Source organism: Neptuniibacter sp. QD29_5 (assembly GCF_047778125.1).
Lineage (GTDB): Bacteria > Pseudomonadota > Gammaproteobacteria > Pseudomonadales > Balneatricaceae > Neptuniibacter.
The window spans coordinates 627,886-654,730 of record NZ_CP180556.1 but is presented as its reverse complement, the minus strand read 5'-3'; the positions used below and the strand labels follow the sequence as shown (position 1 = coordinate 654,730).

General features: G+C 41.9%; 25 protein-coding genes, 1 tRNA gene and 1 pseudogene. 15 read left to right on the top strand and 12 right to left on the bottom strand.

Features of this window, described 5'->3' with window-relative positions:
- Nucleotides 1-3 precede the first annotated feature (3 nt).
- Genes glpE through ACMXYR_RS02860 form a run of 3 tightly spaced genes read left to right on the top strand, consistent with a single transcriptional unit; the run spans nucleotide 4 to nucleotide 2,175 of the window.
- Nucleotides 4-324, top strand: a complete 321-nt coding sequence (glpE, locus tag ACMXYR_RS02870) for a thiosulfate sulfurtransferase GlpE (protein ID WP_415902834.1) — start codon at nucleotides 4-6, stop codon at nucleotides 322-324.
- Nucleotides 324-1,415: a hypothetical protein gene (locus ACMXYR_RS02865; RefSeq protein WP_415902833.1), complete on the top strand. Its 1,092-nt coding sequence runs from the start codon at nucleotides 324-326 to the stop codon at nucleotides 1,413-1,415. The genes glpE and ACMXYR_RS02865 overlap by 1 nt, the downstream gene beginning before the upstream one ends.
- A gap of 10 nt (nucleotides 1,416-1,425) precedes the next feature.
- Nucleotides 1,426-2,175, top strand: a complete 750-nt coding sequence (locus tag ACMXYR_RS02860; protein ID WP_415902832.1) for a pteridine reductase — start codon at nucleotides 1,426-1,428, stop codon at nucleotides 2,173-2,175.
- A gap of 12 nt (nucleotides 2,176-2,187) precedes the next feature.
- On the opposite strand, the gene folK is transcribed toward ACMXYR_RS02860, so the two are convergent.
- Both folK and folB read right to left on the bottom strand, forming a co-directional pair.
- Nucleotides 2,188-2,703 (bottom strand): 2-amino-4-hydroxy-6-hydroxymethyldihydropteridine diphosphokinase, encoded by a 516-nt coding sequence (gene folK / locus ACMXYR_RS02855; protein WP_415902831.1) that lies wholly within the window; start codon nucleotides 2,701-2,703, stop codon nucleotides 2,188-2,190.
- Nucleotide 2,704: 1 nt separating this feature from the next.
- Entirely contained in the window at nucleotides 2,705-3,061 is a 357-nt protein-coding gene (gene folB / locus ACMXYR_RS02850) for a dihydroneopterin aldolase (protein WP_415900121.1), read from the bottom strand.
- 20 nt (nucleotides 3,062-3,081) lie between these two features.
- On the opposite strand from folB, the gene plsY reads away from it, so the two are divergent.
- The gene (plsY, locus tag ACMXYR_RS02845; protein ID WP_415900120.1) at nucleotides 3,082-3,669 is read left to right on the top strand and encodes a glycerol-3-phosphate 1-O-acyltransferase PlsY; all 588 of its coding nucleotides are present in this window, start codon (nucleotides 3,082-3,084) and stop codon (nucleotides 3,667-3,669) included.
- On the opposite strand, the gene tsaD is transcribed toward plsY, so the two are convergent.
- Nucleotides 3,666-4,694, bottom strand: a complete 1,029-nt coding sequence (gene tsaD / locus ACMXYR_RS02840) for a tRNA (adenosine(37)-N6)-threonylcarbamoyltransferase complex transferase subunit TsaD (protein ID WP_415900119.1) — start codon at nucleotides 4,692-4,694, stop codon at nucleotides 3,666-3,668. The two genes, plsY and tsaD, sit on opposite strands and share 4 nt — an antisense overlap.
- 200 nt (nucleotides 4,695-4,894) lie before the next feature.
- Between tsaD and rpsU the strand changes: the two genes are divergently transcribed.
- The 6 genes from rpsU (at nucleotide 4,895) to ACMXYR_RS02810 (ending at nucleotide 14,982) form a co-directional block, all read left to right on the top strand.
- The gene (gene rpsU / locus ACMXYR_RS02835) at nucleotides 4,895-5,110 is read left to right on the top strand and encodes a 30S ribosomal protein S21 (RefSeq protein ID WP_275814767.1); all 216 of its coding nucleotides are present in this window, start codon (nucleotides 4,895-4,897) and stop codon (nucleotides 5,108-5,110) included.
- Between the two features lie 38 nt (nucleotides 5,111-5,148).
- Nucleotides 5,149-5,598: a GatB/YqeY domain-containing protein gene (locus tag ACMXYR_RS02830; RefSeq protein ID WP_415893415.1), complete on the top strand. Its 450-nt coding sequence runs from the start codon at nucleotides 5,149-5,151 to the stop codon at nucleotides 5,596-5,598.
- 33 nt (nucleotides 5,599-5,631) lie between these two features.
- Complete coding sequence (gene dnaG, locus ACMXYR_RS02825) at nucleotides 5,632-7,581, top strand: DNA primase (protein WP_415902830.1); 1,950 nt, start codon at nucleotides 5,632-5,634, stop codon at nucleotides 7,579-7,581.
- Nucleotides 7,582-7,824: 243 nt separating this feature from the next.
- Nucleotides 7,825-9,642 carry an RNA polymerase sigma factor RpoD gene (rpoD, locus tag ACMXYR_RS02820; protein WP_415902829.1) on the top strand — a complete coding sequence of 606 codons (1,818 nt, stop codon included), beginning with the start codon at nucleotides 7,825-7,827 and terminating at the stop codon, nucleotides 9,640-9,642.
- Between the two features lie 264 nt (nucleotides 9,643-9,906).
- Nucleotides 9,907-9,983, top strand: a tRNA-Ile gene (locus tag ACMXYR_RS02815).
- Nucleotides 9,984-10,209: 226 nt separating this feature from the next.
- Nucleotides 10,210-14,982: a DEAD/DEAH box helicase gene (locus ACMXYR_RS02810; RefSeq protein WP_415902828.1), complete on the top strand. Its 4,773-nt coding sequence runs from the start codon at nucleotides 10,210-10,212 to the stop codon at nucleotides 14,980-14,982.
- 247 nt (nucleotides 14,983-15,229) lie between these two features.
- On the opposite strand, the gene ACMXYR_RS02805 is transcribed toward ACMXYR_RS02810, so the two are convergent.
- The 7 genes from ACMXYR_RS02805 to ACMXYR_RS02775 form a co-directional block, all read right to left on the bottom strand.
- A complete protein-coding gene (locus tag ACMXYR_RS02805; protein ID WP_415902827.1) occupies nucleotides 15,230-15,415 on the bottom strand; it encodes a hypothetical protein in 186 nt (61 codons plus the stop codon).
- Nucleotides 15,416-15,440: 25 nt separating this feature from the next.
- Entirely contained in the window at nucleotides 15,441-15,836 is a 396-nt protein-coding gene (locus tag ACMXYR_RS02800) for a hypothetical protein (protein WP_415902826.1), read from the bottom strand.
- Nucleotides 15,837-16,108: 272 nt separating this feature from the next.
- Complete coding sequence (locus ACMXYR_RS02795) at nucleotides 16,109-16,492, bottom strand: DUF6626 family protein (protein ID WP_415902825.1); 384 nt, start codon at nucleotides 16,490-16,492, stop codon at nucleotides 16,109-16,111.
- Between the two features lie 148 nt (nucleotides 16,493-16,640).
- Nucleotides 16,641-17,249: a hypothetical protein gene (locus tag ACMXYR_RS02790; protein WP_415902824.1), complete on the bottom strand. Its 609-nt coding sequence runs from the start codon at nucleotides 17,247-17,249 to the stop codon at nucleotides 16,641-16,643.
- Nucleotides 17,246-17,614, bottom strand: coding sequence for a hypothetical protein (locus ACMXYR_RS02785; RefSeq protein ID WP_415902823.1), 369 nt, complete (start codon nucleotides 17,612-17,614; stop codon nucleotides 17,246-17,248). Before ACMXYR_RS02785 ends, ACMXYR_RS02790 begins: the two co-directional genes overlap by 4 nt.
- 222 nt (nucleotides 17,615-17,836) lie before the next feature.
- On the bottom strand, nucleotides 17,837-18,388 hold the full coding sequence (locus ACMXYR_RS02780) for a recombinase family protein (protein WP_415902822.1): 552 nt from the start codon (nucleotides 18,386-18,388) through the stop codon (nucleotides 17,837-17,839).
- Between the two features lie 114 nt (nucleotides 18,389-18,502).
- Nucleotides 18,503-18,721, bottom strand: coding sequence for a hypothetical protein (locus ACMXYR_RS02775; RefSeq protein ID WP_415902821.1), 219 nt, complete (start codon nucleotides 18,719-18,721; stop codon nucleotides 18,503-18,505).
- Between the two features lie 131 nt (nucleotides 18,722-18,852).
- On the opposite strand from ACMXYR_RS02775, the gene ACMXYR_RS02770 reads away from it, so the two are divergent.
- A complete protein-coding gene (locus ACMXYR_RS02770) occupies nucleotides 18,853-19,608 on the top strand; it encodes a hypothetical protein (RefSeq protein ID WP_415902820.1) in 756 nt (251 codons plus the stop codon).
- Here ACMXYR_RS02770 and ACMXYR_RS02765 read toward each other — a convergent pair.
- Nucleotides 19,605-20,882, bottom strand: a complete 1,278-nt coding sequence (locus ACMXYR_RS02765; RefSeq protein WP_415902819.1) for a tyrosine-type recombinase/integrase — start codon at nucleotides 20,880-20,882, stop codon at nucleotides 19,605-19,607. The genes ACMXYR_RS02770 and ACMXYR_RS02765 overlap by 4 nt on opposite strands.
- A 491-nt stretch (nucleotides 20,883-21,373) precedes the next feature.
- Here ACMXYR_RS02765 and ACMXYR_RS02760 point away from each other — a divergent pair, with 491 nt between their 5' ends.
- The 4 genes and pseudogenes from ACMXYR_RS02760 (at nucleotide 21,374) to ACMXYR_RS02745 (ending at nucleotide 24,799) form a co-directional block, all read left to right on the top strand.
- Entirely contained in the window at nucleotides 21,374-22,096 is a 723-nt protein-coding gene (locus ACMXYR_RS02760; RefSeq protein WP_415902818.1) for a hypothetical protein, read from the top strand.
- Nucleotides 22,059-22,457: a hypothetical protein gene (locus ACMXYR_RS02755; RefSeq protein ID WP_415902817.1), complete on the top strand. Its 399-nt coding sequence runs from the start codon at nucleotides 22,059-22,061 to the stop codon at nucleotides 22,455-22,457. The genes ACMXYR_RS02760 and ACMXYR_RS02755 overlap by 38 nt, the downstream gene beginning before the upstream one ends.
- Nucleotides 22,417-23,040: an antitoxin Xre/MbcA/ParS toxin-binding domain-containing protein gene (locus ACMXYR_RS02750; protein WP_415902816.1), complete on the top strand. Its 624-nt coding sequence runs from the start codon at nucleotides 22,417-22,419 to the stop codon at nucleotides 23,038-23,040. The genes ACMXYR_RS02755 and ACMXYR_RS02750 overlap by 41 nt, the downstream gene beginning before the upstream one ends.
- 840 nt (nucleotides 23,041-23,880) lie before the next feature.
- Nucleotides 23,881-24,799: pseudogene (locus ACMXYR_RS02745) on the top strand (IS5 family transposase).
- A gap of 133 nt (nucleotides 24,800-24,932) precedes the next feature.
- Here the strand turns inward: ACMXYR_RS02745 and ACMXYR_RS02740 are convergent.
- Entirely contained in the window at nucleotides 24,933-26,843 is a 1,911-nt protein-coding gene (locus ACMXYR_RS02740; protein ID WP_415902815.1) for a polysaccharide biosynthesis protein, read from the bottom strand.
- Nucleotides 26,844-26,845: the final 2 nt, after the last annotated feature.

Sequence of the window (26,845 nt, the reverse complement as noted above, 5' to 3'; positions counted from 1 at the left end):
TTTATGAGTCATTTTGAGTGTATAGATTCTCCAAAAGCAGCAGCGTTGATCAAAGACGGTGCCCAGGTTGCCGACATTCGAGATCCCAACAGTTTTGCGCAAGGCCACATTAGTGGGTCTTACAATCTTAGTAATGAAAATCTACATGACTACATATCTGCGGCTGACATGGATAAACCTCTGCTTGTATGCTGCTATCACGGCATAAGCAGTCAACAAGCTGCTCAATTCTTAGTTGAACAAGGCTTTGATGAAGTCTATAGCATCAATGGTGGTTTTGAGGCATGGCGCGTAGAACAACCAGACCTGTGTGAAATAGCTTAATGAAGATCTATTTAGTGGGCGGCGCAGTTAGAGATAAGCTATTAGATTTCCCTGTTTACGATAAAGACTGGGTGGTTGTAGGCTCCAGCCCTCAAGAGATGATCGAACAAGGCTTTCAACCTGTAGGTCGAGATTTCCCCGTGTTTATTCACCCCCAATCGGGTGAAGAATATGCACTAGCGCGAACAGAAAGAAAATCAGGCAAAGGCTATACCGGCTTTGAATATAACGCCGATAAAGCAATCTCTTTGGAAGAAGACCTTCTACGCCGAGATCTAACCATTAATGCCATGGCAATGGACGATCAAGGCACAATCCATGACCCCTACAAGGGCCAGGAAGATTTAAAGCAAAAGATCTTACGTCATGTATCCCCGGCATTTTCAGAGGACCCTCTGCGTGTTTTGCGTGTGGCACGTTTTGCCGCGCGCTACCATCATCTAGGGTTTAGCGTAGCTGATGAAACCTTAGCATTAATGAGGGAGTTAGCTAAAGGCGATGAGTTAGAACACCTGACCCCTGAAAGGGTATGGAAAGAGTTCGAACGCGCATTAACCGAACCTTCTCCATGGGTATTTTTAGAACTACTCCAAAAAACAGAAGCGATACAAAAAGTTCTTCCTGAGCTAAAAAATACAATATCGAAACCAGACTGGGCTACAAACTTTATTCGCTCAACACAAACAGCTAAGGATGCTGATTGCCGGTTTGCCTGCTTGACCGCTCTGGATAATGAGATAGTGCTGACCGCTTTTTGCGATCGATTAAGAACGCAAAAATCGGTAAAAGAGCTGGCTTCACAGTGCCAACAACAGCACCAGAACCTTAGTCAATTCGATAAGTTATCCGCAGAAGACAGACTGCAGACTATCCAAGCCCTTGACCTGATTCGCCGACCACAGCGCTTAGAAAAACTATTGATTTGTGTAGATGCTCTGCACTCCGAACCTGACTATAAATCACTAGCTGGAATATTAGATTCTATAAACCAAATTCAGCCTGCCAACCTAATCAAGCAAGGCTTTAAAGGGCCTGAATTGGGCAAAGAGATACAGCGTCTACGCCTTGATATATGCAACCAAGATCACTGAAGGGCATCAAATGAACACCAACACTACTGCAATAAAAGTGGCACTAATAACTGGCGGTGCACGTAGAGTTGGTGCAACAACAGCCTCAACACTTCATGCAGCAGGATATACGGTAGCCATTCACTACCGAGACTCAACTAAAGCAGCTAAAGCGTTACAAGAAAAGCTAAACCATTTACGCCCGAACAGTGCTTTTATCTTTTCTGCAGACCTGAACAGCATGGAACAAGTTGAACAATTAGCTGAAGATTTAAAGGCTAAGTTCGGCAAACTCGATTTACTGGTTAATAATGCCTCATCCTTCTACCCAACGCCGATCGAGCAAAGCACTCAGAAGCAATGGGACGACTTAATAAATTCCAATCTTCGTGCCCCCTACTTCCTAACAGCCTCACTAAGCAAATTGCTTCGTCAAAACCATGGCTGCATTATCAATATGATCGATATTCACTCACAACGTGGGCTACCCGGCTATCCAATTTATTCAATTGCAAAAGCGGGTTTAGAGATGATGACTAAGTCTCTGGCTAAAGAATTAGCACCCGAGGTAAGAGTTAACGGCGTTTCACCCGGCGCAATTTTATGGCCAGAACAAGAACTAGAAGAAGATCATAAGCAAAGTATTTTGGATAAGACGCTACTGAATCGCATAGGCTCACCGGAAGATATAGCACAAGCAATAGTATTTCTTGCTTCTGCAGAATATATTACCGGCCAAGTGCTCGCGGTAGATGGCGGAAAATCCTTATTCAGCCACTAACTTTTTTAAAGCTTAAAACACACAAGGTAATGACCGGCCTTGCCATAGAAAGTCGATCGGCCACAACTTCTGCCGATCCTTATCATAATCAGACCACATTTCTAAATATGTCACACCCATCTCAGGGTGAGGCACCTCTGCTGCTATCTCAGCCAAGGGCCACAAGACAAAAGCATTCTTAGTAATTTCATCTCGAGGTAATTGCACCCCATAATGTATACCGACTAAATCATCATAAGTAAGAATATCGATATCGAGGGTACGACCGCTAAATTTCGGCCCCTTGCGGCAACGACCATTATCATCTTCTATCTTTTTCAGTAACGGAGATAGTTTAGCTAATGGCAAATCAGTAACGAAACCGGCAACTAGGTTATAGAAATTATCCCCAACAAACCCTACCGCTTCACTCTCATACACACTAGATATACTCAGCTCGCCAAAATGATTATACAAGGCATCCAGCGCTTGCGAGATATAATGCTCTCTATCGATATTACTACCAATACTAACATAGACTTGAGCCATCTTAACTACGAACTCCGCGCTCGATGATAACACCAACATCTTTTGCCTGCGGTACAGCTCCTGGCTTACCTAAACGTAAGCGCAGCCATTTCACACCGAATTCAGTCATCACGATCTCAGCAATCTGCTCAGCCATGGTTTCGACCAACTGAAATTCACTCTGCTCGATAAATTCAATCAATCGATCTGATACCGTTTTATAGTTAAGCGTATTATCAACATCTTCAGTATTGGCTGCCTGACGGATATCAGTACCCATATCCAAATCAAGATTTATGCGTTGACGAATCTCTCTTTCCCAATCATAGATACCTATAATCGTTTCAACTTCTAACTCTCGAATGTAAACTAAATCCATACTCAACCTTTGGATATCGAATGACCGAATCGGCAACAATGGCCTTCGGGCTAATTTTTCTAGCGTACCTGCTGGGCTCTATACCCACAGCAGTGCTAGTTTGTCGTGCACTCAACCTTCCAGACCCTCGCCAACGAGGCTCTGGTAATCCCGGGGCAACCAATGTGCTCAGAATTGGTTCTAGAAAAGCGGCCTTTTTTACACTACTAGGGGATATCAGCAAAGGCTTAGCTGCATTATGCCTTGGGCTACTTTTGCAGATTTCGCAAACAGAACTATCATTCTGTTTACTTGCCGCTGTAGCCGGACATATTTTTCCTATTTTTTCGCCATTGAAAGGCGGTAAAGGCGTTGCAACAGCATTTGGTGCTTGTATCGCCCTTTATTGGCCCATCGCAATTATACAGTTAACCATCTGGGTGATTACGGTATCGCTTAGCAAGATCTCCTCACTAGCCTCAATTGCCGCGGCACTAATAACTCCAGTTTTCACATGGATAATCGCTCCAAGCTACTCGCTTCCTCTCACCATCCTTTGCCTATTACTCCTTTATAGCCACCGCAAAAATATTAAAAAGTTACTAAACGGTGAAGAACCTAGACTTTAAATAGAATCGAGTGTGTCTAAAGGCCAACGAGGCTTAGTAGTAATAACCAGATCACTTTGCTGTCCAGCCAGCAAACGCTGACAACCAGCAAACGCAATCATCGCGCCATTATCTGTACAAAACTCAGGACGGGCATAAAACAACTCCGACCTTTCTTTCTCAACCATGACTTCTAAGCGCTCGCGCAAACGCTGGTTAGCACTTACACCGCCCGCAATCACCAGCTGCTTAAACCCGGTAGCCTGCAAAGCACGGCGACACTTAATTGCCAAAGTATCAACCACAGCTTCTTCAAATGCAGCAGCGATATCACATACTGTTTGAGAATCAATATTGCCGTCAGCGTCTCGATGATCGTTAGCTGTATTTAATGTAAAGGTCTTTAAACCAGAGAAACTAAAATCCATGCCCGGCCTGTCTGTCATTGGACGTGGAAAACGAAAACGTTGACGATCACCCTGCTGTGCGTGCTTAGCAATTAGCGGCCCACCCGGGTAATCCAAACCGAGCATTTTTGCTGCTTTATCAAAAGCCTCACCCGCGGCATCATCTAAAGACTCCCCTAATAACTCGTATTGACCAATACCATCAACACGAACGAGTTGGGTATGCCCACCGGAAACCAGCAACGCTACAAACGGAAACTCGGGTGGATTCTCTTCCAGCATTGGCGCGAGTAAATGACCTTCCATATGATGCACGCCAATTGCCGGCTTACCCCATGCCAATGCAATAGCTCGGCCTGTTGAAGCGCCAACCATTAACGCTCCGATAAGACCTGGTCCGGATGTATAAGCAACAGCATCTACATCCCCTTTTTGAAGGCCTGCTTTGGCAAAAGTCTCGTCCAATAAAGGCAACAACTTACGTACATGGTCACGGGAAGCCAATTCCGGTACTACACCACCGTACTCAGCGTGCATTTTCACCTGACTATATAAAGCATCACCAAGCAGACCCTTTTCACTGTCATAAATTGCTACTCCTGTTTCATCACAAGAGGTTTCAATCCCCAGTACGCGCATCGTATACTCACTTCACTAACATGATGACGGCTATTATACCTGCCCCCCTTAAAACCTGCACCGAAAATACCCAACAAACCGATTATCTGCTTTACTTCACTATGTGAAACGAATAGAATTTTGCGCCTTGCCATAAAACCGTCTGTTTTTTGGCGAGATAATTTTGTGGATTAACTAAACAATTTAAGGTTTGTTCAAACATGCCAGCTGTAAAAGTTAAAGAAAACGAGCCATTTGATGTAGCTCTGCGTCGTTTCAAACGTTCTTGCGAAAAAGCAGGTATTCTAGCTGAAGTTCGTCGTCGCGAATTTTACGAGAAGCCAACATCTGTTCGTAAGCGTAAAGCAGCAGCAGCTGTAAAACGTCACGCTAAAAAAGTATCTCGCGAAAACGCTCGTCGCGTTCGCCTATACTAATCCACGCGATTTAGATCCCATCCAGAGGAAGGTTAGTCATGTCAGAGTTGAAGCAGCAAATCACTAATGAGATGAAAGCTGCAATGCGCGCTAAAGAAAAAGAGCGCCTAAAAACTATTCGCATGATGCTAGCCGAACTAAAGCGCATCGAAGTAGATGAACGCATTGAACTGGATGACACTAGAGTACTGGCGGTGCTAGACAAAATGTCTAAGCAGCGCCGTGACTCGATTTCGCAATTTGAAGAAGCGGCACGCATGGATCTTGCAGATGCTGAGCGACAGGAGCTGGAGGTGATTAAAACTTTCCTGCCGCAACCGCTAACTGATGAGGAAATTGCAGACCTCGTTAAACAAGCTGCAGAGCAATCCGGCGCACAATCCATGCAAGACATGGGCAAGGTTATGGGAATCCTTAAACCTCAAATTCAAGGTCGCGCCGACATGGGAACAGTATCCAAACTCGTCAAGTCTCAATTATCCAGTTAAACTGCCGCTGAGACCCTTTCAGCTGCAACGATAATGGCCGGACGTATACCCCAAAGCTTTATTGACGACCTGCTTGCCCGCATCAATATTATTGATGTGCTAGATGGTCGTGTCCAAAAACTAAAGCGGGCTGGAAAAAACTACTCAGGTCTCTGCCCATTCCATAAAGAAAAAACACCTTCTTTTAGCGCAAACCAAGAAAAACAGTTTTATTACTGCTTCGGCTGCGGCGCTGGCGGAAATGCCATTAGCTTTTTAATGGAATACGAAAATCTTAATTTCCCTGAAGCTGTTGAAGAACTCGCCAAAACCGCGGGCATGGAAGTCCCTAAAGATGACAATCCCCAACAGCGCGAAAAAGAGCAGCAACTTAAAAAGCTATACGATTTATTAGCTGAAGCAGCTCAATTCTATGAAGACCAGCTTAAAAGCCACAATACGCGACAAGATGCCGTCAACTATCTACAAACCAGAGGATTGACAGGCCATGCAGCCAAAGCATTTTCCATCGGCTTCGCCCCTTCTGGCTGGGATAACATTCTTAGGCACCTAGGCAAAAGCGGTGCAGATCAAAAGCTATTAGAAGAAGCAGGGCTACTTATACACAACGAAGATCGCGATAGTCATTATGACCGCTTCCGCAATCGAATCATGTTCCCGATACGGGACCAAAGGGGCCGCACTATAGGTTTTGGCGGGCGAGTACTGGGCGATGACAAACCAAAATACTTAAACTCCCCCGAAACCCCGACTTTCCATAAGAGCAGAGAACTCTACGGGCTTTATGAAGCGCGCAAGCACAGCAACAAACTTGAACGCTTAATCATAGTTGAAGGCTATATGGATGTTGTCGGCCTCGCACAGTTTGGCATTCACTATGCTGTTGCAACGCTAGGTACAGCAACCACTGCGCAGCACTTAGAAAGACTATTCAAGCTCGTTCCTGAAGTTATATTCTGCTTCGATGGTGATAATGCCGGGCGAGAAGCCGCGATGCGTGCACTAAAAACAACACTCCCGGTTATCGAAGATGGAAAAGAAGCCCGCTTTCTGTTTTTACCTGACGGCGAAGATCCGGACAGTCTAGTACGCCAAGAAGGAACACTCGCCTTCACGGAGCGACTAGATAGCGCTTTGCCGCTTTCCGAGTTTTTCTTTAACAGTCACTCCGAACAAGCTGATCTAAACAGCATGGATGGACGCGCCAGGTTCAGCACCGAGGTATTACCTGCAATAAATTCAATGAAACCGAGTTTATTGCAGCAGATGATGCTCGACCGAATTTGTGAATTAACCAACCTTTCGCTTGAACAGATACAAACTACGGTTAACTTTCACGAGTCAGTACAAACACATACACCAGCCCCCGCTGCAGTTTCAGAGTACGACTACTCTGAATCATCAAACTATGAAGATTCGCAACCCTACGACTATGCCGATTATAGCAACGAAGGTCATAGCTACGAAGGTCATAGCTACGAAGCCCATAGCCATGAAAGCACCCAATACCAACCAAGGAAGAAACAATTTCGCAGCCCTCGCAATAATAGCAGCGAACTGTCTTTCGAACAGAAACTGATCGCCCTATTGCTTCACTATCCGCAACTGGCGTCAGAGCACCAATTTCCTGAAGCACTCAAGAGCAACACAGACGTAAATTCTCAGCTTCTGGCTCAGTTAGTGACCTATTACAAACAAAACCCAACCGCATCACTTGGACAATTGGTTGTCGATTGGCGTGAAGATGAAACCCTTTCGCAAACGATCGTTGAACTTTACGAAATATCTACCTCTTTAGAAATTACTTCCGAAGAGATCGCCCGAGCCTACCTTAAAGATGCTCAGCATGGTCTAACACTAAAGGCATTAGAACAAGAGATCTCCCTTCTGCAGAAGAAGCACACCCTTTCCAAAGAAGAGAAAATAAAACTAGTTGAATCTATGCAACAACTTAATCAACTAAAGACAACCAGCAAGACCTAAGCTACCAATTACCGCTCTTAGCAAACCTTATAACAGTTTCAACATCTCTCCCCTTGAAAAACAAACCACCAATCACCATATATAGCATCATAAACCACTGAATTTTCGGCAAGTCGCTGAAAAACAGTCTATTTTTAACAGATGACAGTCTCTAGCTTGCACAGCCTTTTCCCTAGCATGTTGCTAACTACATCGCTATAATGGCCTGCTCGATTTTCATCCACTTTTTCTAGTCAGGGTCCTATGTCCGATACTTCTCAGCAACAGCAGTCTCGCCTTAAGGAATTGATCGCCCGCGGCAAAGAGCAGGGTTACCTAACCTACTCTGAGGTAAATGACCACCTACCGCAGGATATTGCCGATCCAGATCAGGTTGAAGATATCATCCGCATGATCAATGACATGGGTATTTCCGTGTCTGAAGAAGCACCCGATGCTGAAACACTACTGATGACCGAAGGTGATTCAGCTGATGATGCCGACGAAGAAGCCGTTGCAGCGCTAGCAGCAGTAGAGTCAGATGCTGGCCGTACAACCGATCCAGTGCGCATGTATATGCGTGAAATGGGTACTGTTGAGCTGCTAACTCGTGAAGGCGAGATCAGCATTGCAAAACGCATTGAAGAAGGCCTACGTGAAGTAATGTCTGCCGTAGCCTGCTTCCCTGGCACAGTTGATGCCATCCTTGAAGCATACAAATTAACCATTGAAGAGGAAGGTCGCTTAAGCGACATTTTTAGTGGTTATATAGATGCAGACGATGATGAAGAAATCCCGACTGCAACTATTACGGATCCAGATGCCGAAATAGATGACGACGAGGACGACGAGGACGAAGAAAAAGAGAAAGGTCCAGATCCAGAAGAAGCCGCTCGCCGCTTTGGCTTAATTAAAGAGCACTTCGACGCCCTTAACCTAGCTCTAGAAAAACAAGGTCGTGACAGCAAGGAGTTTGGTTCAGCTCAAGAACTACTCAGCGAAGCTTTTGCTCCGATTAAATTATCTCCACGTTATTACGAAGCAATTGTCGGACAAGTTCGCGATACTATCGACGACATTCGCAAGCAAGAACGTACTATTATGCGTATCTGCACACAACGTGCAAAAATGCCACGTAAGACGTTTATCAAAGAATTCCCTGGTAACGAAACAAACCCTGATTGGTTTAAAGAAGTTATCGATTCCGGTTCTGATTACTCTCGTGCAATCAAAACCAATCTTATTGAGCTTAAACGTGCTCAAAAGAAACTTATCCAAGCAGAGATTACTACTGGCATCAGCCTAGCTGAGATCAAAGAAGTGAACCGTCGCATGTCGATCGGTGAAGCTCGTGCACGTCGCGCTAAGAAAGAGATGGTTGAAGCCAACCTTCGTCTTGTAATCTCTATTGCCAAGAAATATACCAACCGAGGCCTACAGTTCCTAGACCTTATCCAGGAAGGGAACATCGGCTTGATGAAAGCTGTTGATAAGTTTGAATACCGCCGCGGCTATAAGTTCTCTACTTATGCGACATGGTGGATTCGTCAGGCAATCACACGATCAATTGCCGACCAGGCACGTACAATTCGTATCCCAGTACACATGATCGAAACGATCAACAAGCTGAACCGCATCTCTCGCCAGATGCTTCAAGAAATGGGCCGCGAAGCGACTCCGGAAGAACTTGCCGAACGCATGGAAATGCCTGAAGATAAAGTTCGCAAAGTACTTAAAATTGCTAAAGAACCAATCTCCATGGAAACACCAATCGGTGACGATGAAGACTCAAGCCTTGGCGATTTCATTGAAGATGTGACGATTTCTTCTCCTGTTGATTCTGCAACAGGCGAAGGTCTACGAGAAGCAACTCGTGAAGTTCTAGCAGGCCTAACCGTACGTGAATCAAAAGTTCTACGTATGCGTTTTGGCATTGAGATGAATACTGACCATACACTTGAAGAAGTAGGCAAACAGTTCGATGTAACGCGTGAACGTATCCGTCAGATCGAAGCTAAAGCGCTACGTAAGTTGCGTCACCCAAGCCGCTCAGATCACCTACGCGGCTTCCTAGACGAATAGTAAATTCTTTTAAATCAAACTCTTGTGCCCATGAAACCATATCGGTATTATGGGCACCCCTCTTAGGGCCTATAGCTCAGTTGGTTAGAGCGCTCGACTCATAATAAGTGAGTCCAAGGTCCGTAAAAGAAAAAGTTGGTCCGTGGGGGCCTATAGCTCAGTTGGTTAGAGCGCTCGACTCATAAAGGGTCGCACTAGAAGCAAATTATTGATTTACAAGGAATAAATCCTCAAAAACCCTTGTAAAGTTTTCTAAAGTTTTGAGGGCCTTTAGCTCAGTTGGTTAGAGCAAACGACTCATAATCGTTTGGTCACAGGTTCGAGTCCTGTAAGGCCCACCACCCTTTTCAAAAAAGCCCTACACTTGTGGGGCTTTTTTTGTTTAAGCATGACGCACAAGTACAGCGTTTGTAGTCCAACAAGATATATCTAAACCTCCGAACTTTATAAGTACTCAAGCTATTATGCTTGCTTAAAGAATAGGATTTACGACCTTTCATAATTCTGAGGGCTACTGTAACCTCTGATTTAATTCAAAGACTCTTAGTTAACAGAAGGTTAGAGCAGATGGATGCACTAGATAAACTATTAGAACAATACAGGGAAGCAGCTGTTACAGAGAGAGAAAAAGGCACTTATTTTGAGCGCTTAACTCTTGCCTATCTAAAAAACGATCCTATACAAAAACAGTTATACAGTAACGCTTGGACACATACCGAATGGGCCCACGTAAATGGCGAAGACGGAAAAGATATTGGAATCGACCTCGTTGCTGAAATGGCAGATGGAAGTGGCTTTGCGGCTATACAGTGTAAGTTTTACGCCCCTCATAAAAAAATAGCTAAGAAGGATATAGACAGCTTTTTATCTGCATCCTCAAAATCCCCATTTGTCTTAAGAGTATTTATTGATACCACAGAAGCTGACTGGAACAGCAATGCCGAAAATACGATTACAAACCAAAGCATTCCAGTCATAAGAATTGGCTTACAAGCCTTAAGAGAAAGCTCTGTAGATTGGAGCCAGTTTGATGCAGAACATCAAACAACTATCACACTAAAGCCTAAAAAATCACTCCGCCTCCACCAACAGCAAGCACTAGAAGCGGTAGAAAACGGATTTAATGGCAATGATAGGGGCAAGCTAATAATGGCTTGCGGCACAGGCAAAACATATACATCTCTCAAAATCGCAGAGCACCTTGCTGGTAAAGGCAAGCGTGTTTTATTTCTAGTGCCTTCACTTGCATTAATTTCTCAGACAGTACGTGAATGGACTAGTGATACAGAGACTGAACTACGAAGCTTCGCTGTATGTAGCGATTCACAAGTAGGTCAAAAGCGAAAAAGCAGAACAGACATAGCTGAAGTAGCAATACATGAACTAGAGTTTCCAGCTACTACCAAACCTGAAAAGCTATTAGAAAAAGCAGGCACTGAAGACGCTAATAAAATGACCGTCATCTTCAGTACATATCAATCAATACCCGTTATCAATGCAGCGCAAGAAATAGGACTACAAGAATTTGATCTCATAATCTGTGATGAAGCTCATAGAACTACCGGAGCCACACTTGATGGTGAAGAAAGCAGTAATTTTGTCAGAATACATGACAACAACTTTATAAAAGGTAGTAAGCGTCTATATATGACAGCAACCCCTAAGATATTTGGGGACGCAGTAAGAGCAAAAGCTAGCGATGCCAGCATCGAACTTTGTGATATGGATGACGAATCACTATATGGACCTACGTTCTTTACAAGAGGATTTAGCTGGGCCGTCGAAAATGGAATGCTTACAGATTACAAGGTCATTGTTTTAGCAATGGATGAGTCTGTTGTAAGTAGAACAGTGCAAGGACGATTAGCTGCGGATAATGAGCTGTTACTTGATGACGCTACAAAGATAATCGGCTGCTATAAAGCTCTTCAGAAATATAGTGACGGTGATGAATTTGGAACCGATCCTAACCCTATGCAACGTGCAATCGCATTTTGTAGAGATATCAAATCCAGCAAACTAATAGAAAGTGAATTCAGCGCTGTAGCTGAAGAATATAACCAGGCAATGGGATTTGATAACCCTTTAAATTGCTCTGTACAACACGTAGATGGAAGCTTTAATGCAAAGACAAGAGGAGAGCTTCTACACTGGATTTCAGATGATGTAGCTGAAGATGAGTGCAAAATATTAAGTAACGCACGATGCCTTAGCGAAGGTGTTGATGTAGCAGCACTTGATGCAATTCTTTTTTTACATCCACGCAAATCTCAAATTGATGTAGTACAAAGCGTCGGAAGGGTTATGAGGCGAGCGGAAGATAAAAAGCTCGGATACGTTATCCTCCCCGTCGTTGTTCCGGCTGGCGTCGCACCCGAACAAGCATTAAATGACAACGAACGCTACAAAGTAGTGTGGCAGATTCTTAACGCACTTCGAGCACATGACGATAGATTTGACGCAACAATCAATAAGTTAGACATCAATAAAGACAGTGGTGGTCAAATCGAAGTAGTTGCTGTTAGCGAAACTCTTCCTACTAAAAATAAATCAGATAGTAATGGCATTGATATTGGCAGTGGTAGTAAAAATGATGGAGAAGAGGGAGATGATTCCAGCTCCACTGAGCAACAGACAAGTTTCATCTTTGACGAATTTCCAGCAGCCATTAAAGCTAAAATAGTTGAAAAATGCGGAACCAGAACCTATTGGGAAGACTGGGCAAAAGATGTAGGGAAGATAGCCCAACAACATATAGAAAGAATTGAAGCAATACTTGAAACCGATAGTAATGGTCGGCAAGTATTTGACGAATTTTTAACCGAAATCAGAGATGATCTTAATAGCTCAGTTACCGAAAATGAAGCTATTGAAATGCTAGCTCAGCATTTAATTACCAAACCTGTCTTCGAAGCCTTATTTGGCGATTACGATTTCACTTCTATGAACCCAGTTTCTTCGGCAATGCAAAAGGTTGTTGAAACACTTGAAGAACAAAACATTCAAAAAGAATCTGAAAGCTTAGAAGGCTTTTATGCAAGTGTAAAAAAACGAGCAGAAGGAATTGATAATGATGAAGGCAAACAAAAAATAATAGTAGAACTCTATGAAAAGTTCTTCAAAAATGCCTTCTCCGACCTAAGTGAAAAGCTAGGTATCGTCTATACGCCAACACCTGTTGTAGATTTCATAATACATAGCGTAAATGATGTATTACGTAATGAATTTAATCAGACACTAGGTAGCAAAGGCGTCCACATTTTAGACCCCTTTACAGGTACAGGTACCTTCATAACACGCTTGCTACAGAGTGGATTAATAAGCAAAGAAGAGATTGAACACAAATATAAAAATGAGATTCATGCTAACGAAATTGTTCTTCTTGCTTACTACATAGCTGCTATTAACATCGAATCTACTTTCCATTCAATCAATCAAAGTGAATACACACCATTCAATGGTATTTGTCTGACCGATACATTTGAAATGTATGAAAGTGACGATTTAGTTGCGGAATTAATGGTCGACAACAGTGAAAGAAGGAATCGTCAAAAAGAATTAGATATTCGCGTCATCATTGGCAATCCTCCATACAACGTTGCAAATACTGGTGTTGAGTACAAAAACTTAAATCAGCGCATCGCTGATACTTATGCTGCTCACACTAATGCTACTAATAAAAATTCTCTTTACGACAGCTATATTCTGGCTCTTCGATGGGCAAGCGACAGGGTTAAAGATTGTGGTGTAGTAGCGTTCGTAACTAATGGCGGCTGGATAGATGGAAAAGCGATGGATGGCATGCGAAAGTGCATGATTGATGATTTTTCTAGTCTTTATATTTTCAACCTAAGGGGAAATCAGCGAACAAAAGGCGAGCTTAGCAGGCAAGAAGGCGGAAAAATTTTCGGACAAGGCAGTCGAGCTCCTGTTGTGATTTCTATCCTTGTTAAAAACCCCTCCGCACAAGAACAAGGAAAGGTTTTCTACAAAGATATTGGTGACTACTTAACTAGGGAGCAGAAGCTTCAAATCATAGACGATTTCAGCAGTATTGATGGAATACATCAAGCTGATGAATGGGTGCAGCTCACACCTGATAAATATAATGATTGGATAAACCAACGGGACGACAGCTTCTATGAGCATATACTCAGTGGCAATAAAAAAGATGCTAGCTCCTGCCTCTTTTCTGATTATACAAGCGGTGTCAAAACACAGAGGGACGCTTGGTGCTACAACTACAGTCCAACTGAACTAGTTAAAAACTTAGACAGACTGATCTCTCATCACAACAATTGCGTAGATGAAGGTAGTTTGGTTATTAACCCCAAACAGTGCGCGTGGACCGATAATACGAAAAAGCTTTACTCAAAAGGTGAGAAGCTAGCAATCAATGATGGTGTAATTAGAGTTTCTACATATAGACCATTTACCAAACAAGCACTCTTCTATAGCAAGAAGCTAAACGAAAGAACTTACCAGACCGGAAAGATTTACCCTGCAGATGATATAGAGAATAAAACCATTGCAGTCACAGGCGCTGGCTCCAAAGAGTTTTCAGCCTTAATGTTTGACAATATCCCATGCTTAGACAGTATGGAGAAAGGTCAAAATTTGCCTCTGTACATCTATCAAAAGACTACGGCAGCAGGCCTGTTCAGCGAAAGCGATGGCAATAATGAATTCGTTAGAAGCAGCGGCATAACTGATTTCGGACTTCATACTTTCCAAACAAAATATGGAAGAGATGATATTACTGAAACTGATATATTCCATTACACCTATGCAATTCTTCATAGCAAAGATTATCGCAGTCGTTATAAAGAGAACTTAACAAAAGAAATGCCACGTATACCTGCAGTAAACAATGAACGAGATTTCTGGTTTTTTGTTAAAGCAGGTTATGAACTAGCCGCAATACACACAGGTTATGATGATGTAGAAAAGTACCCTGTAACTATTGCTGAAGGTGATCTTAACCTTGCAGTAATTGAAGATGAAGCTGAATACTTTAGAGTTAACAAAATGAAATTTGGCGGCAAAAAGCCAAATGAAGATAAAACAACCATACACTACAACAATCAAATTACGCTGACTAATATTCCACTTCGAGCTTATGACTATTACGTCAACGGAAAAAGCGCCATTGAATGGGTTATGGAAAGGCAAGCTATAAAAACCGATCCAAAAACAGGAATACTAAATGACCCAAATAACTTTGCTAACGAAGTTATGGCCAATCCAGCTTACCCACTCGAGTTATTACAACGTGTAATAACTGTAAGCTTGGAGACACTAGACATAGTTGAAAGCCTCCCTCAGCTTGATATAGATTAACATCGCCTTTAAGCAAAGTACTGTAACCCGGTACTTTGCTTACTTATCCAATACTTCAATCTGTACCATATAATACCTACCATTAGTTCTATGGTGCTTAAGGCGCAACACAAGCATCGTACAGCGCACTTTTGAGTGCTTTGACGGTATTAGCATAAGGTCATTCGATACAGGGCTATGTAGCGTACTGCGCAGTACTATTTTTTGCTCAATAACTGTTATTCCGTATTGATTAGTTAGTATCCTCTTAGCAGTATTCACCCTCCTCTACATCTTCAGCAATACTTCTAATATCACCTATTACTTCTATGCTCTCTTCACTAAACAGCTCAACAGCCATTTCGTAAGGTATATGCTGCAAAGCATCCATAAGCTGCTCTGATTTCTCTTTAATAGTCGCAATTATTTGTAGGTCTTCATTTGTAAATTTCATAGCTTATTACCTCTTATTTGTTGCCTTAATAGCAGCTAACATCAACTACCATTCCGTTAATATTGAGCGTAACGTTAATGTAGGCTTCTATGTGAAAAACATCTTCATTGCCGCAAAAGGTTGCTCTTCCGTATTCGTCTATCATTAGCAGGCAGCTATTATCACTATTCCTAAAAACAGAACTTGCAAGCTTTTCAGCATCATCGGTCTTAACAATAGTGCCGTAGTGTCTCTCATTATCATTAATAAGCATTACTTTATGATCGCTGCTTATTTTGAGTAGCTGTTGTTGCTCAACACTCAACTCGCTGTAAATTTCTTTATCAATAGCAAACATGCAAACAGGATCGCAGTTCTCAGCGTTAAGATGGATATGGCCATATAGGCTTTTCAGTACATCAATTGACAGTGGAAATTTCATTATATTTGCTCTCTTTGTTAGATATTTGTTTAGGCATCTCAGCCCCTTAGTACAGTTGTATTATCTCAACAAAGAGCACGACATAAGATAGACAGCTTAACCCCAATTAAAAATGTCACCCACTTTCTTGCAAGATGCAGGCATTAATATATGTAGTTCACTGAGATAGTTTGCATGGTGTACTTAACAGCTTGTATCGCACCTACAACACACTCTCCCTTATATAACTAGATATATCTAAGCCATAAAAAAGCGACACACAGTCGCTTTAGTTACATTACAAATATCGGTGGGATATCGTACTTCTTCTTTTCCTCATTAAGCTCATTCACAATCCTCATCAGCATCTTCCTAAGCTTTACATGCTCATGCAGCGTTTGACGCTTTGCTATCATTGTCGCTAGCTTTTCAATCAGCTCAGCTAACAAAGCCTTATCTTGTGCCGCTAACCAAGTTAGCGTTAATTCCTTTTCTAATAGCTTATTTGTGATACTAACTAGAACAGCAGTAGGCAATTCATACCCCTTTGCTCTCATTGTTCTAATGTAACTTGCTGATTTATTGCAGTATTCCTTACTAAACTCTTCCATGTTTACATATTCGATTCTTTGTACTGTTTCGTATATTTCTAATGTTGTTAATTCTTCTTTATTCATATTTTCTATTCCTAATGTGAACTTTCTTTAGACAATACTTTACAGACAGCACTTACCAACTCCGTGTGTGCGTGTATCTGTTGTTATCTAATTGTGTAAGCTTTAGCTTCCTAACCGTGTGCCTCACATCATGCTAGTACTGTATCTATCACTTATTGTTTAGTAGCCGAGTAAACTCCGTACTAAAGCTATCCGATCTCTGTCTTACTTCATGTGCAGCATACAAAGTAGCAGCCGTGCCATTTCTATCAGCAGCTACCTCACACATGCTCGCTTTAGCATCTAACTTGCTATGCACATCTCGTGCACCAAGCATTCCTTTATATTCAGCATCAGCTTTAGATGCTTTGGTTTTAGTCTTAATAATTGCTCTGTTGTACTTCCCTATAACACTTTCAACATCCCAGTGTTCAGGTATAAAAATCACAATGTGGAAATGTATGTTTTCCTCACTTCCACCTGCATGCTCGAAAACAACCCGATCTATCGTGTATCTATTCCTGCATCCAGTAAGCTTTTCAAACTCTCTAAAAAACGTCTTAGCTACTGTGTGTGCTTGCTCTTTACTCACATAGTGCTTTACACCACCACCCCACCCGACAAAGCATAAAGAAGCTTTTAGTGCGATATAGCCGCGTTTCTCATACTCTTCGACTTTCTTTCTCGCAAAATCATACCAGGCACCCGTCTCATCGTACTTACTCAGCCCATAGCTACTTGCACCTAATTTCTCCCGTAATGTCTCTAACTTGTTCACTTGTTTTTATTCACTCTATTTAATCTGCTAACAGCCATTTTCTTTACCTTCGCTCTAGCTTCTTTCTCAGCAGCTTTTTCTATCCCTGCCAATACAGCCAATCGCTCTAGCTCACTGTGTTTCTTTCTGTTCGCGTCTTCTTTGTTTTGTAGCTGCTCATTGCGCCGCATAGCTTCAATGTAATCATCAATTACATGCCTATCGCTTTCCCACTTACCGATGTCAGCATTCGAAATAGCGTTTAGCCCAACTCCCAAAGTAGCCCCGTAACCTTTAGTTACCTGCTCATTGTCGATCTTCGCTTTAATGCCTTTGAGTTTCTGAACAACAGAACCACAGCCAGCGTTCGATATGCTTTTCTTCATATATAAATTCCCGCTAACTAGTTTTATTTATGCTCAAAAAAAATTACCGGCCAAAAAACGCTAGAAAATTAGCGGTTTTCAACTAGTGCTATGAGAACTAGAACGAGGAAATTAGATATGTGATTTAAGGTATGGAATTTAGGGGGGTGAGATTTATAGAAGAGGGGCTGAAATAGTGGAGCTGAGAGAGGAGCAGATACACATCTGCATGCTGCTTAAGCCCTACTCATTAATAATTCGATGTATGGTTGTAGCAGTTACTCCGTACTGTTTCGCTAGCTTGTACTGTGTAGCACCAAGTTTAACTTGTTCTTTAATTTTATTTCTGTCTTCCGTGCTAATAAGCTTTTTGCGCCCACCGTAATTACCAGTGCGCTCCTTACCAGCTTGTGTTCGTTCTTTGATAAAGCATCTTTCCATTTCTGCAAAAACACCCATCAGCTGTAACATTGCGTTACTGAAAGCATCATTGTTTGATGTGTCGATTGGTTGCTGTAGCACTTTCAGATAAACGTTTTTTTCTTTAAGTGCATCTACTGTCTGTAGCACCTCTTTCAAGCTACGGCCTAATCTATCTAACTTAGTACACACAACAATGTCACCATCACGCACATAGCTAATCATTTCATTAAGCTTATCTATATTCTTGCCTTTAGCTTTGCCTGAATGTTTCGATGCAAAAACTCTATCGCAGTTATGCTCATTAAGCAGTTCCAACTGTCCTTCTAAGCATTGCGCTTCACTGCTTACTCGCGCCCATCCAACTACTGCCATCTCATACACCATCACTTATCGTATATGTTTAGTAATAGTGTATTTTCTAGTTACTTAACTTACGACCGAATCATTAAGTAACTAGAATTACTTTTCTCAATGAGATTAGTTAGATCACTTCTGTTCGTTTTGTAGTAATGCCCTAAGCACACTATCAGCCTCATCGAAGTAGCCAGAATTTACTGCTTTTTCAAACTCAGCTCTGCTAGCAAAATCGAGTTTAAGCTCAATAAACGCATCGTCATGCTCTACGTAGTACTTGTCACTCAGTGCTTGTCTCGTTCTATCTAAACAGTTGTCGTAATCGCGCCGTCTAATAATGTTCATACTCATAGTATTCCTCACTTTATTAAATTTGTTAGGAGCTTCTTTTGCTTGCCCCTTAAAAGTGCAGTGTTATTATCTCAACTAAGCCAATGACGAATAATTGGCATATTTAAGACAAGTAAAAATGTCGGTGAGATATGGGCAAGTGGATTAAGCAGCGAGAAAGAACGTTTCCTATGCACGGAATTAGGCGTGCTTTGTGGTGGCGTAAGGACTTGTATAGAGAGTGGTTTAATTACGCAAAGCTATCAGGCAAATACCCTAAGCAGTTTGGCAATTTGGACAACTGTGAGTTTGAAGAATGGTGGAAAACTAAAGGACTCGGATTTGATCTATTTTGCGAACCCTATACAGAGGATTACGCAAAAACAATCAAAGCTTCTGAAGCAGAAGACAAACAACGCCACGTACTGCTTGAAGTGTACTTAAATGATGATATTGATCACTTACTGCAGCTCGTTAAACGAGAACTAAAAAAGAAAAAGCCAAAAGCACCAGAAAAATCACAGGCACAGTTTGTTCCCAGTAAGTCAGCTAAACACATGCGACTGTATATAGACGATGTGCGCAAAACTAAAAAAAGCGATATGGACATGCGCTTAGCACACCCACGTAAAATATATGAAATGACACAGCAAGGAATGAGCAATTTAGACATTGCTTTTGCTATGGGATATTTGGATTACAAAGATAATAACGGCAACCTCAAGCACAAAGGCAAAGACGTTTACGAATGGAAGAAAGCAATAACAGGCAAGCGTGGAGAAGTACGGGATTTAGAAAATAATGAGGAGTATGGAACAATTATAGAATCAGCGTTTAGGCGAATTGCTAGAGATCGAAAACGTTGCAAAGACATGTTTGCCAATATTGCTAAGGGTACGTTCCCCTAATCAATTTTTATCTTAACATTTGGATCAACTGTCATACCTACAGTACTTGTGAGCTCTTTACTAAGTTCCTCTAAACGCTTCTGCTCTCTCGCTTTGTCACCTGACAGCTCATGTGCAAACATTGTTGGTACAACATGATTATAGTTTGTCTGTATCACTTCAGCAGAGTTACCGCACTGCGCAGCGATGACATTGATATCAACACCTTCCTGTAACTTCCACGTAATGAAAGTGTGACGGCAAGAGTATAATGTGCGCTTACCACGCTCATTGGTAACCATTTTTTCTTTTCGTAATAACTTAGTGAAGTTCTTACTGAACACATCACTACTATGAGCAGCGTCGATGTAAAATAAAGTATCGGTATCAGCAGTGTTAGTTTGAAAGTCTTTCAGCGCTTCTAGTACTGGAAGCACCTCTTCGTTACATACTATTTCACGTGTACCTGTAAACCGTGTTGTTTTTCCTTTCCGAACTGTGATGGTCGTATATTCTTTTCCGTTGATTGTACGCTTATGGACATCACTCCAAGTAATATGCTCAACTTCTTTACCTGGTCGCATGCCTGTTAACGTAGCAACCTGTATATAGAAATGAAGTAGCTTTCTAATCTTCTTACTTTGTTCTTTAAGCCCTTTCTGATCTACCCACTTTAACGTAGCTTTAACTAAGTAATCATATTCCTCCCTAGTAAAAGCAGCCCGTAAATCAGTACCCGTCTTTCCTGTATTTTTAAGTATTGGCATTTCGGACTGAGTGATAATACGTTGTATCACCGCCTCATCTAACACACGCTGCATAGCTGAGTTGTGATCTTGTACTGTTGACTTAGAAGGAACACGACCAAGTTGATTAGCGCGCCAATCATCAAACTCTAGCAGAATCGCAGCATCTATATCCTTAACGCTCATCTCGCCAAAGTAAGGTAAGTGGTATTTCTTTAGTGCATTTATATACGTGATATAAACTTCTCTACCTGTACCATCTACTAAAGCGCTCTCCATTCGCTCGATAGCTAACTTACTTACAACATTAAACGTATACTTTTTAACTTTACGGGATTTGTGGACAGGAATATTGTTACTGAGCATTATCATAAACTCAGTCTGCAATTGGATAGCTTTGACGATTGCCTGTTTGATTTCCTTAGCTTTCGTTGCCTTAACGTACCATGCGCCTTCTACCTTAAAGCGAGCATACCAACGCTTTGAGTTATCCTGCTTGTAGAGTACAATGTCGTCGTTTACATGGTGGCGTTCAACTACTTTAGCCATTGCCTATATTCCTTCTGCTACTGTTTAGAAGTATAGACGATCTAAAGTTTTTATAAACCTGGTTTTGATAACAAGAAAAGCCTTTAAAATCAACAACTTACAAGAAAGCTACCTACTCATAATCGGTAGGTCTCAGGTTCAAGTCCTGAAAGAGGCACCATTTCCTTTAAAATCAACACCTTATAAAGAAAAAGCCTTCCCTAATTATTTTCTTAATCACGTTTAACTCAACCTTTATACCTCTTTTTAAACCCTTCCCCTGCTCTATCCAATATCAGAGACATATCTTCATTCAGTGTTATGTTTATAACACCGCAAAGCCTAAAACCCCATCAGACAAAAACTCACTCACGAACCTTAAAATCACCAACCCTTTCTGCGCCTAACCAATTGAAAAGTATGAATTTTACTTTCTAATCATTTTTTACAATCAATGTGGCCGTTTCGAAAAACCCGTTCTAAATTGGGAGAAATAGCTAAGGAGATTATGAATGAAGAATTTCATATTGGTTGAAGCCCCCGCATCCAGGAGAGAACCCTTTCTCTTAATTCATTTAAGCCCAGGTATTGCGGATACTAATCGTGAAGTAGAACAGTTTTCCAGATTCACTCGATGGATGTCCGAAACTAAGGGTTATTCATATCATACCCTTAAATCATACGCTGACCGAGCAGCCTTGTTCTTAAACTTTGTATTTGAAGCCTCTAAAACTAAGCACGCCATAGATATTAATCACGATTTATCGCAGATTCTTCATAGCTATCAGGACTATCTGCTTTTCGGAAAAGATGCAGGAGATGATTTAGCAAAAACTCTCGCTGACACCCTTGATAGAAATAGTACTATTTCAAGAGAAACCCTCTCACAGAATGATGAGAATGCCGTTAAATGGTTTTTGGAGGTTTGTGCCAGTCATCCAGATAAAGATTACGTAGATCCCATCTTTAGCAAGCTGCTTTCAAAGGCTCCTGAATTCCGAACCAAGGCTGAAATATCCGCAATTAATCGTAATTCTTGGTTAGCTGGTACTATCCGTAACTCTCTACAAGCATCTATCCCAAGCAGAAAAACAGAAAAGATTTTTGCCTATGCTGCACGAAGAGCCGCTAGGAATGGCAATAATCCCTATAAGACAATTGCTTACCCCATCGAGAAAGCAGGAGACCTGCTCACTCTTGAAAAAAGAAAACGAAGCTCTTTTAAAGTCTTATGAGAGCTGGCGTCAGAAATACCAAGAGCCTGATGCGCGACCAGCAGCGGGAGCTTCAGACATCGAACTAGAAATTTACCTAGAGGAAGCTCGCAAACGGGAATATGCCGCTATCGAAAGGCTGAGTATTGCTTATAACAATGCGCAGGCAAATGCTCGACTGGCAGGCTTTAAAATCACAACAAAGCACATTGAGGTTTTGGACAAGTTTACAGCCGACGAGATATCAGTGTTAGAAGCATATGAGCTGCTTGATATAGATATCAGCAATATCCCCGACACTGAATGTGAGCGGCTTAGTAAACTTTATGTGAGAGATATTTATGAAGAGCAGCTTAGACGAAAAAATTCAGCGAGCGATTAAAGATAATCCCGACTTGCCAGAACGCTTTATTCGAGAAGTTTTGGAAGCTTGCGATGATATTAAAGATCTGGAACTGCTAAACAGGCGATTAAGAAAAATAGGCTGGGACAGCTTTTTCCGTGATGAGGGGGGAGAAGAACTGGAATTCAAAACGTTCGAAGATCTAACTATCGAAGTCCACCTCTGGATAGAAGCTATCCAACACTTCGGCACTCAGGAAAGAGCCATGGAGTGGTTTAGACACCCTTTAAAGGAATTAAATGGAACACCCCCTGGGGAATATTGCTCCTTCGAACCGTATGGCCACCGCCGAGTAGCACTAGTATTAAAAGACATTAAGGAGAAAACAGAGGAATGTCATGAAAAAGGCAAAAAGCGACTGAGAGATGGAGAATTCCTAGTAGAAGGTGAGTTGTGGTTAGATGCGGTCGATTATTTCGGCTCCACAGACGCGACAATAGCTTGGTTTCAAAAGCCCCAGAAAGAGCTGGGAGGTGAATCTGCATACGAGCGATGCACAAACCATGTGTATGGAAGCCATGATGTTGAGAAACTGCTAAACGACTTAAAAGGTAATGGGTAAGAACAAATCATGTCTGAGCTAATGCATCTAAACTGAACACCACATTCCCTACCCATATTTACTGATAAAACAACCACCAAATTAATATCACTCTACAAATACAACATTGGTGTTGCATTTGTAGGTTCTATTCATATAAGTAAACGCTAAAGACAGAGGCCCCATATATTAAGGGGTAAGGAATCAAAAAACGGACGGACAGTTATACTTCGCCACTTTTTTAATACCACATAAGGGTTCGAGTCCTGCTAGGCCCACCACTCCACAGTTCACGCGGCTTTCAGCCTTACTTAAATTCTTACTAATTTACACATACACCCAAACCTTTAAAGCTTGGAACCATTTCATCATACCAGTTTTTCTCTCCATTTAAGCGCCACCATTGTCAGCAGCTCTGACCTCGTCACAAATCTAGTACGAGTGAACTTTGTGATGAAAATCGTTAGTTAGCCTTGAAGCTGATCCAGCTAAAATTGGAAGACTTTTCTTACCCCCCCCACGAGGAAACCTTGTATCTATAAAACCCTCTGCATGTAATTCAGCCACAAACCATGAGCCGCCACTTTCCCAAATCGGCCTACTGAAATACCATAAAGATATAGTTTACAGTTAAAGGTCATATCTTCAGGGTACCAAGTTGCTCAAAGGAAATGCTGTTATTACCATTGTCAGATATGAAGGCATTTCCCTAATTAAACAATCTCACCCACTCGATTAGTGCATTTCCACCATGGATATATAAACTTTGTTTCAATGCAATCTCTACACATTCGGCTAGGGACCTGCAAATAATCCCACAGCACCAAACAATTTTCATACAGATAATTTGAGGAATTATCTATGGATAATCAGCTTACCTGTTCTCAAAGCGAATACCAAAGTAAGCATCGCCAGACTCATAAAGTGATTTTCTTAGGTCGGATGAAATCTCTGTTTCAATAGTATTGCAATGAACCTGATTACCCTAAGGCAGGAAATGGCCGTCGACCTTACCTCTAACAACAATGTCACGTATCCATTGCATGTAACAGTGGTACAGTATGAGTGGTCCCGACATAATAGTTGCGCTGCGCTTATTCACAGGCCTGTCACTCGATAGAGCCATTACACATCACACAACAATCATAAATTTTCGCCATCTATTGGAGCATTATGGCTTCGCACGTAAGGCATTTCAGGAAGCTAGAAATTGCTTGCTGAAGCAAACATCTTGGTAAAAAAGGAACTTTTATGAATGCCACTTTTATCGAAGCGCCAAGCTCAAGCAAAAAAAGACGGTGATCCCTATCAGAAATACACCAGACAAAGAAAGAGAATAAATGGCATTTTGGCATGAAGGCCCATCAAAAAAGTCTCAGGCACAGAGTCACCACAACTACAACTAATGAACATAAGCTGAAACAAACTTCTCACCTTCTGCATGGGAAAGACAATTTTATCTTCGTTGATAGTGGTTATCATGGTGACAATCAGCGAGATGCGCTCCAGCCTGTGCAGGCTGATTGATATATTGCAGAAATCCCCAGCAAAGTTAAAGAGCTGAAAAGCATCCGCTAGTCAACAAGGCCAGTTTAAAAAGGAGCACTTAGAAGCCAGCATCCGAGCCAAGGTGGAACGCCCGTTTAGAACTATAAAGTGTTAATTCGGCTTTACCAAAGCTCGCTATCGTGGTCAGCAGAAAAACGATGGCAAGCTCTCAATACTGTTTGCTCTAGCTAATATCGTACGTGTGGATCAGATACTTCGAGCGCAGTATTAATCCGCGTGTATGTTGAGAAAGCGACATACAGTCGACCGAAAGCGCCCTTAAAATGGGCGGTTCAGGTCGTGATTGCGGTATAAGCAATGAGGTGATTTAGGAAACTAGACTGGTTCGCAGGTTCCATCATTTATTAAGCTGATTTGACTGACTCAATAAACATAAGGTCGCGGATCTCATGCTGCGGATTATATCCATTCACATTAGCCAACAATATATCCCTGATTACAACATGATCATAACTATCAATGGCTGAGGATAGGCAATTAAGCACCTCGACCAACTTGCTCCAAGGCAACTTCACCTCTTGAGCACGCATAATCATTGAATGATCAGTACGATCTACATCATCCCCGATCAGTAACTCCTCATAGAGTTTTTCGCCATCTCGAAGACCTGTAAACACAATTTCAATATCACCTGACGGATTTTGAGCGCTTCGCACAGACAAACCCGTAAGATTTATCATCTGCTTCGCTAGATTATAAATCTTAACTGGCTCCCCCATATCAAGCACAAACACTTCACCAGAATCCCCCATTGAACCCGCCTGTATAACTAATGAAGCGGCTTCAGGGATCGTCATAAAATACCGCGTAATAGCTGGATCAGTTACTGTAACAGGACCACCTTGCTTTATTTGTTCTTTAAATAGCGGAATTACAGAGCCAGAAGAACCAAGAACATTCCCAAATCGAACCATGGTAAAACGAATTGAATCCCCTTCTCGTTCACCCAGCCCCTGAAGAACAAGCTCAGCTAAGCGCTTACTCGCACCCATAACGTTGGTAGGCCTCACAGCCTTATCGGTTGAAATTAGAACAAAATTTTCAACATTAGAAGCAATTGCGGCTTCTGCACAACGCCAAGTACCCAAAACATTATTGCGCAGTCCAGCAATATTATTTACTTCAACCAAAGGCACATGCTTGTATGCTGCAGCGTGATATAAAGTATAAACATCAAACTGCATCATCACTTTCTCTAGGTGCTCCTGATCGGTAACAGAACCCAAAACAGCCACTACTTCAATAGAATCAAAAGAAGATTTGATTTCACGCTCAATTGAATAAAGAGCAAATTCAGATTGCTCAAACAAAACGAGCCTCTTCGGTGACTGCTTTAAAATTTGGCGACAAAGTTCGGACCCAATAGAGCCCCCAGCACCGGTAACCATAACAACCTTTTGCTTAATACAGGCATCAAGCAAAGATTGATTAGGCTCCACTTCATCCCTACCTAGCAAGTCAGCAATATCAACTTCACGAACATCACTGATACTTACCTTACCACCTGCAATATCTGACAAACCTGGTAGCGTAAGAACCTTGACATGATAAGGGCTAAGACTATCAACAATTTTCTTTTTTGCGTGCCGCGAAGCAGAAGGGATAGCTAAAAGAACAGAATCGATATCGTAGCGTTCAATTAATACTTCTATCTCAGATGTTGGATATACACGGACCCCATTTACATCTAGACCCGATAATTTTGAATCATCATCAATGTATGCAAGCGCACTAAATTCCTTGGAGTGATAAAGAGCTGTTGCCAGCTGCCGACCCGCAGAACCTGCACCATAAATAAGTACTCGCTCAGATTCTTTTTTAGCTTTCTGCTCTCCACCTGGAAATTGATGCAGAACAATCCAGCGCGCAACCATTCGGCTTGCACCGATAGTCAGGATTGCAATAAACCAGAATATAAAAAACACTGACCTTGGCGTACTCTGCTCGAGCCCCATGAGATAAGTGCACAGCGCCCATACCAAGATTGTTAAAGACACTGCTTTAACAATTGTCCACTGAGCACGATATCCAATATAGCGAATAATGGCCCTGTACAAGCCAAGCTTTATAAAGATTGGAATTGCTATCACAGGAGCCAATAAATAAGCCGGCCAGTGTGCAAAATCACGAGCAGTCCAATCATCGTAGCGTAGGGCAAAACTTAACCAACAACAGATAGGTAATAAAAATGCGTCTAGAGCAAGAAATATAGCTTTTTTAGATTGACGAGAAACGCCAAGAATAAAAGTAACCAATT

Excerpts from the sequence above, each read along its gene's own strand:
- glpE (WP_415902834.1), top strand. The coding sequence starts at position 4 with ATGAGTCATTTTGAGTGTATAGATTCTCCAAAAGCAGCAGCGTTGATC.
- ACMXYR_RS02865 (WP_415902833.1), top strand. The coding sequence starts at position 324 with ATGAAGATCTATTTAGTGGGCGGCGCAGTTAGAGATAAGCTATTAGAT.
- ACMXYR_RS02860 (WP_415902832.1), top strand. The coding sequence starts at position 1,426 with ATGAACACCAACACTACTGCAATAAAAGTGGCACTAATAACTGGCGGT.
- folK (WP_415902831.1), bottom strand. The coding sequence starts at position 2,703 with ATGGCTCAAGTCTATGTTAGTATTGGTAGTAATATCGATAGAGAGCAT.
- folB (WP_415900121.1), bottom strand. The coding sequence starts at position 3,061 with ATGGATTTAGTTTACATTCGAGAGTTAGAAGTTGAAACGATTATAGGT.
- plsY (WP_415900120.1), top strand. The coding sequence starts at position 3,082 with ATGACCGAATCGGCAACAATGGCCTTCGGGCTAATTTTTCTAGCGTAC.
- tsaD (WP_415900119.1), bottom strand. The coding sequence starts at position 4,694 with ATGCGCGTACTGGGGATTGAAACCTCTTGTGATGAAACAGGAGTAGCA.
- rpsU (WP_275814767.1), top strand. The coding sequence starts at position 4,895 with ATGCCAGCTGTAAAAGTTAAAGAAAACGAGCCATTTGATGTAGCTCTG.
- ACMXYR_RS02830 (WP_415893415.1), top strand. The coding sequence starts at position 5,149 with ATGTCAGAGTTGAAGCAGCAAATCACTAATGAGATGAAAGCTGCAATG.
- dnaG (WP_415902830.1), top strand. The coding sequence starts at position 5,632 with ATGGCCGGACGTATACCCCAAAGCTTTATTGACGACCTGCTTGCCCGC.
- rpoD (WP_415902829.1), top strand. The coding sequence starts at position 7,825 with ATGTCCGATACTTCTCAGCAACAGCAGTCTCGCCTTAAGGAATTGATC.
- ACMXYR_RS02810 (WP_415902828.1), top strand. The coding sequence starts at position 10,210 with ATGGATGCACTAGATAAACTATTAGAACAATACAGGGAAGCAGCTGTT.
- ACMXYR_RS02805 (WP_415902827.1), bottom strand. The coding sequence starts at position 15,415 with ATGAAATTTACAAATGAAGACCTACAAATAATTGCGACTATTAAAGAG.
- ACMXYR_RS02800 (WP_415902826.1), bottom strand. The coding sequence starts at position 15,836 with ATGAAATTTCCACTGTCAATTGATGTACTGAAAAGCCTATATGGCCAT.
- ACMXYR_RS02795 (WP_415902825.1), bottom strand. The coding sequence starts at position 16,492 with ATGAATAAAGAAGAATTAACAACATTAGAAATATACGAAACAGTACAA.
- ACMXYR_RS02785 (WP_415902823.1), bottom strand. The coding sequence starts at position 17,614 with ATGAAGAAAAGCATATCGAACGCTGGCTGTGGTTCTGTTGTTCAGAAA.
- ACMXYR_RS02780 (WP_415902822.1), bottom strand. The coding sequence starts at position 18,388 with ATGGCAGTAGTTGGATGGGCGCGAGTAAGCAGTGAAGCGCAATGCTTA.
- ACMXYR_RS02775 (WP_415902821.1), bottom strand. The coding sequence starts at position 18,721 with ATGAGTATGAACATTATTAGACGGCGCGATTACGACAACTGTTTAGAT.
- ACMXYR_RS02770 (WP_415902820.1), top strand. The coding sequence starts at position 18,853 with ATGGGCAAGTGGATTAAGCAGCGAGAAAGAACGTTTCCTATGCACGGA.
- ACMXYR_RS02765 (WP_415902819.1), bottom strand. The coding sequence starts at position 20,882 with ATGGCTAAAGTAGTTGAACGCCACCATGTAAACGACGACATTGTACTC.
- ACMXYR_RS02760 (WP_415902818.1), top strand. The coding sequence starts at position 21,374 with ATGAAGAATTTCATATTGGTTGAAGCCCCCGCATCCAGGAGAGAACCC.
- ACMXYR_RS02750 (WP_415902816.1), top strand. The coding sequence starts at position 22,417 with ATGAAGAGCAGCTTAGACGAAAAAATTCAGCGAGCGATTAAAGATAAT.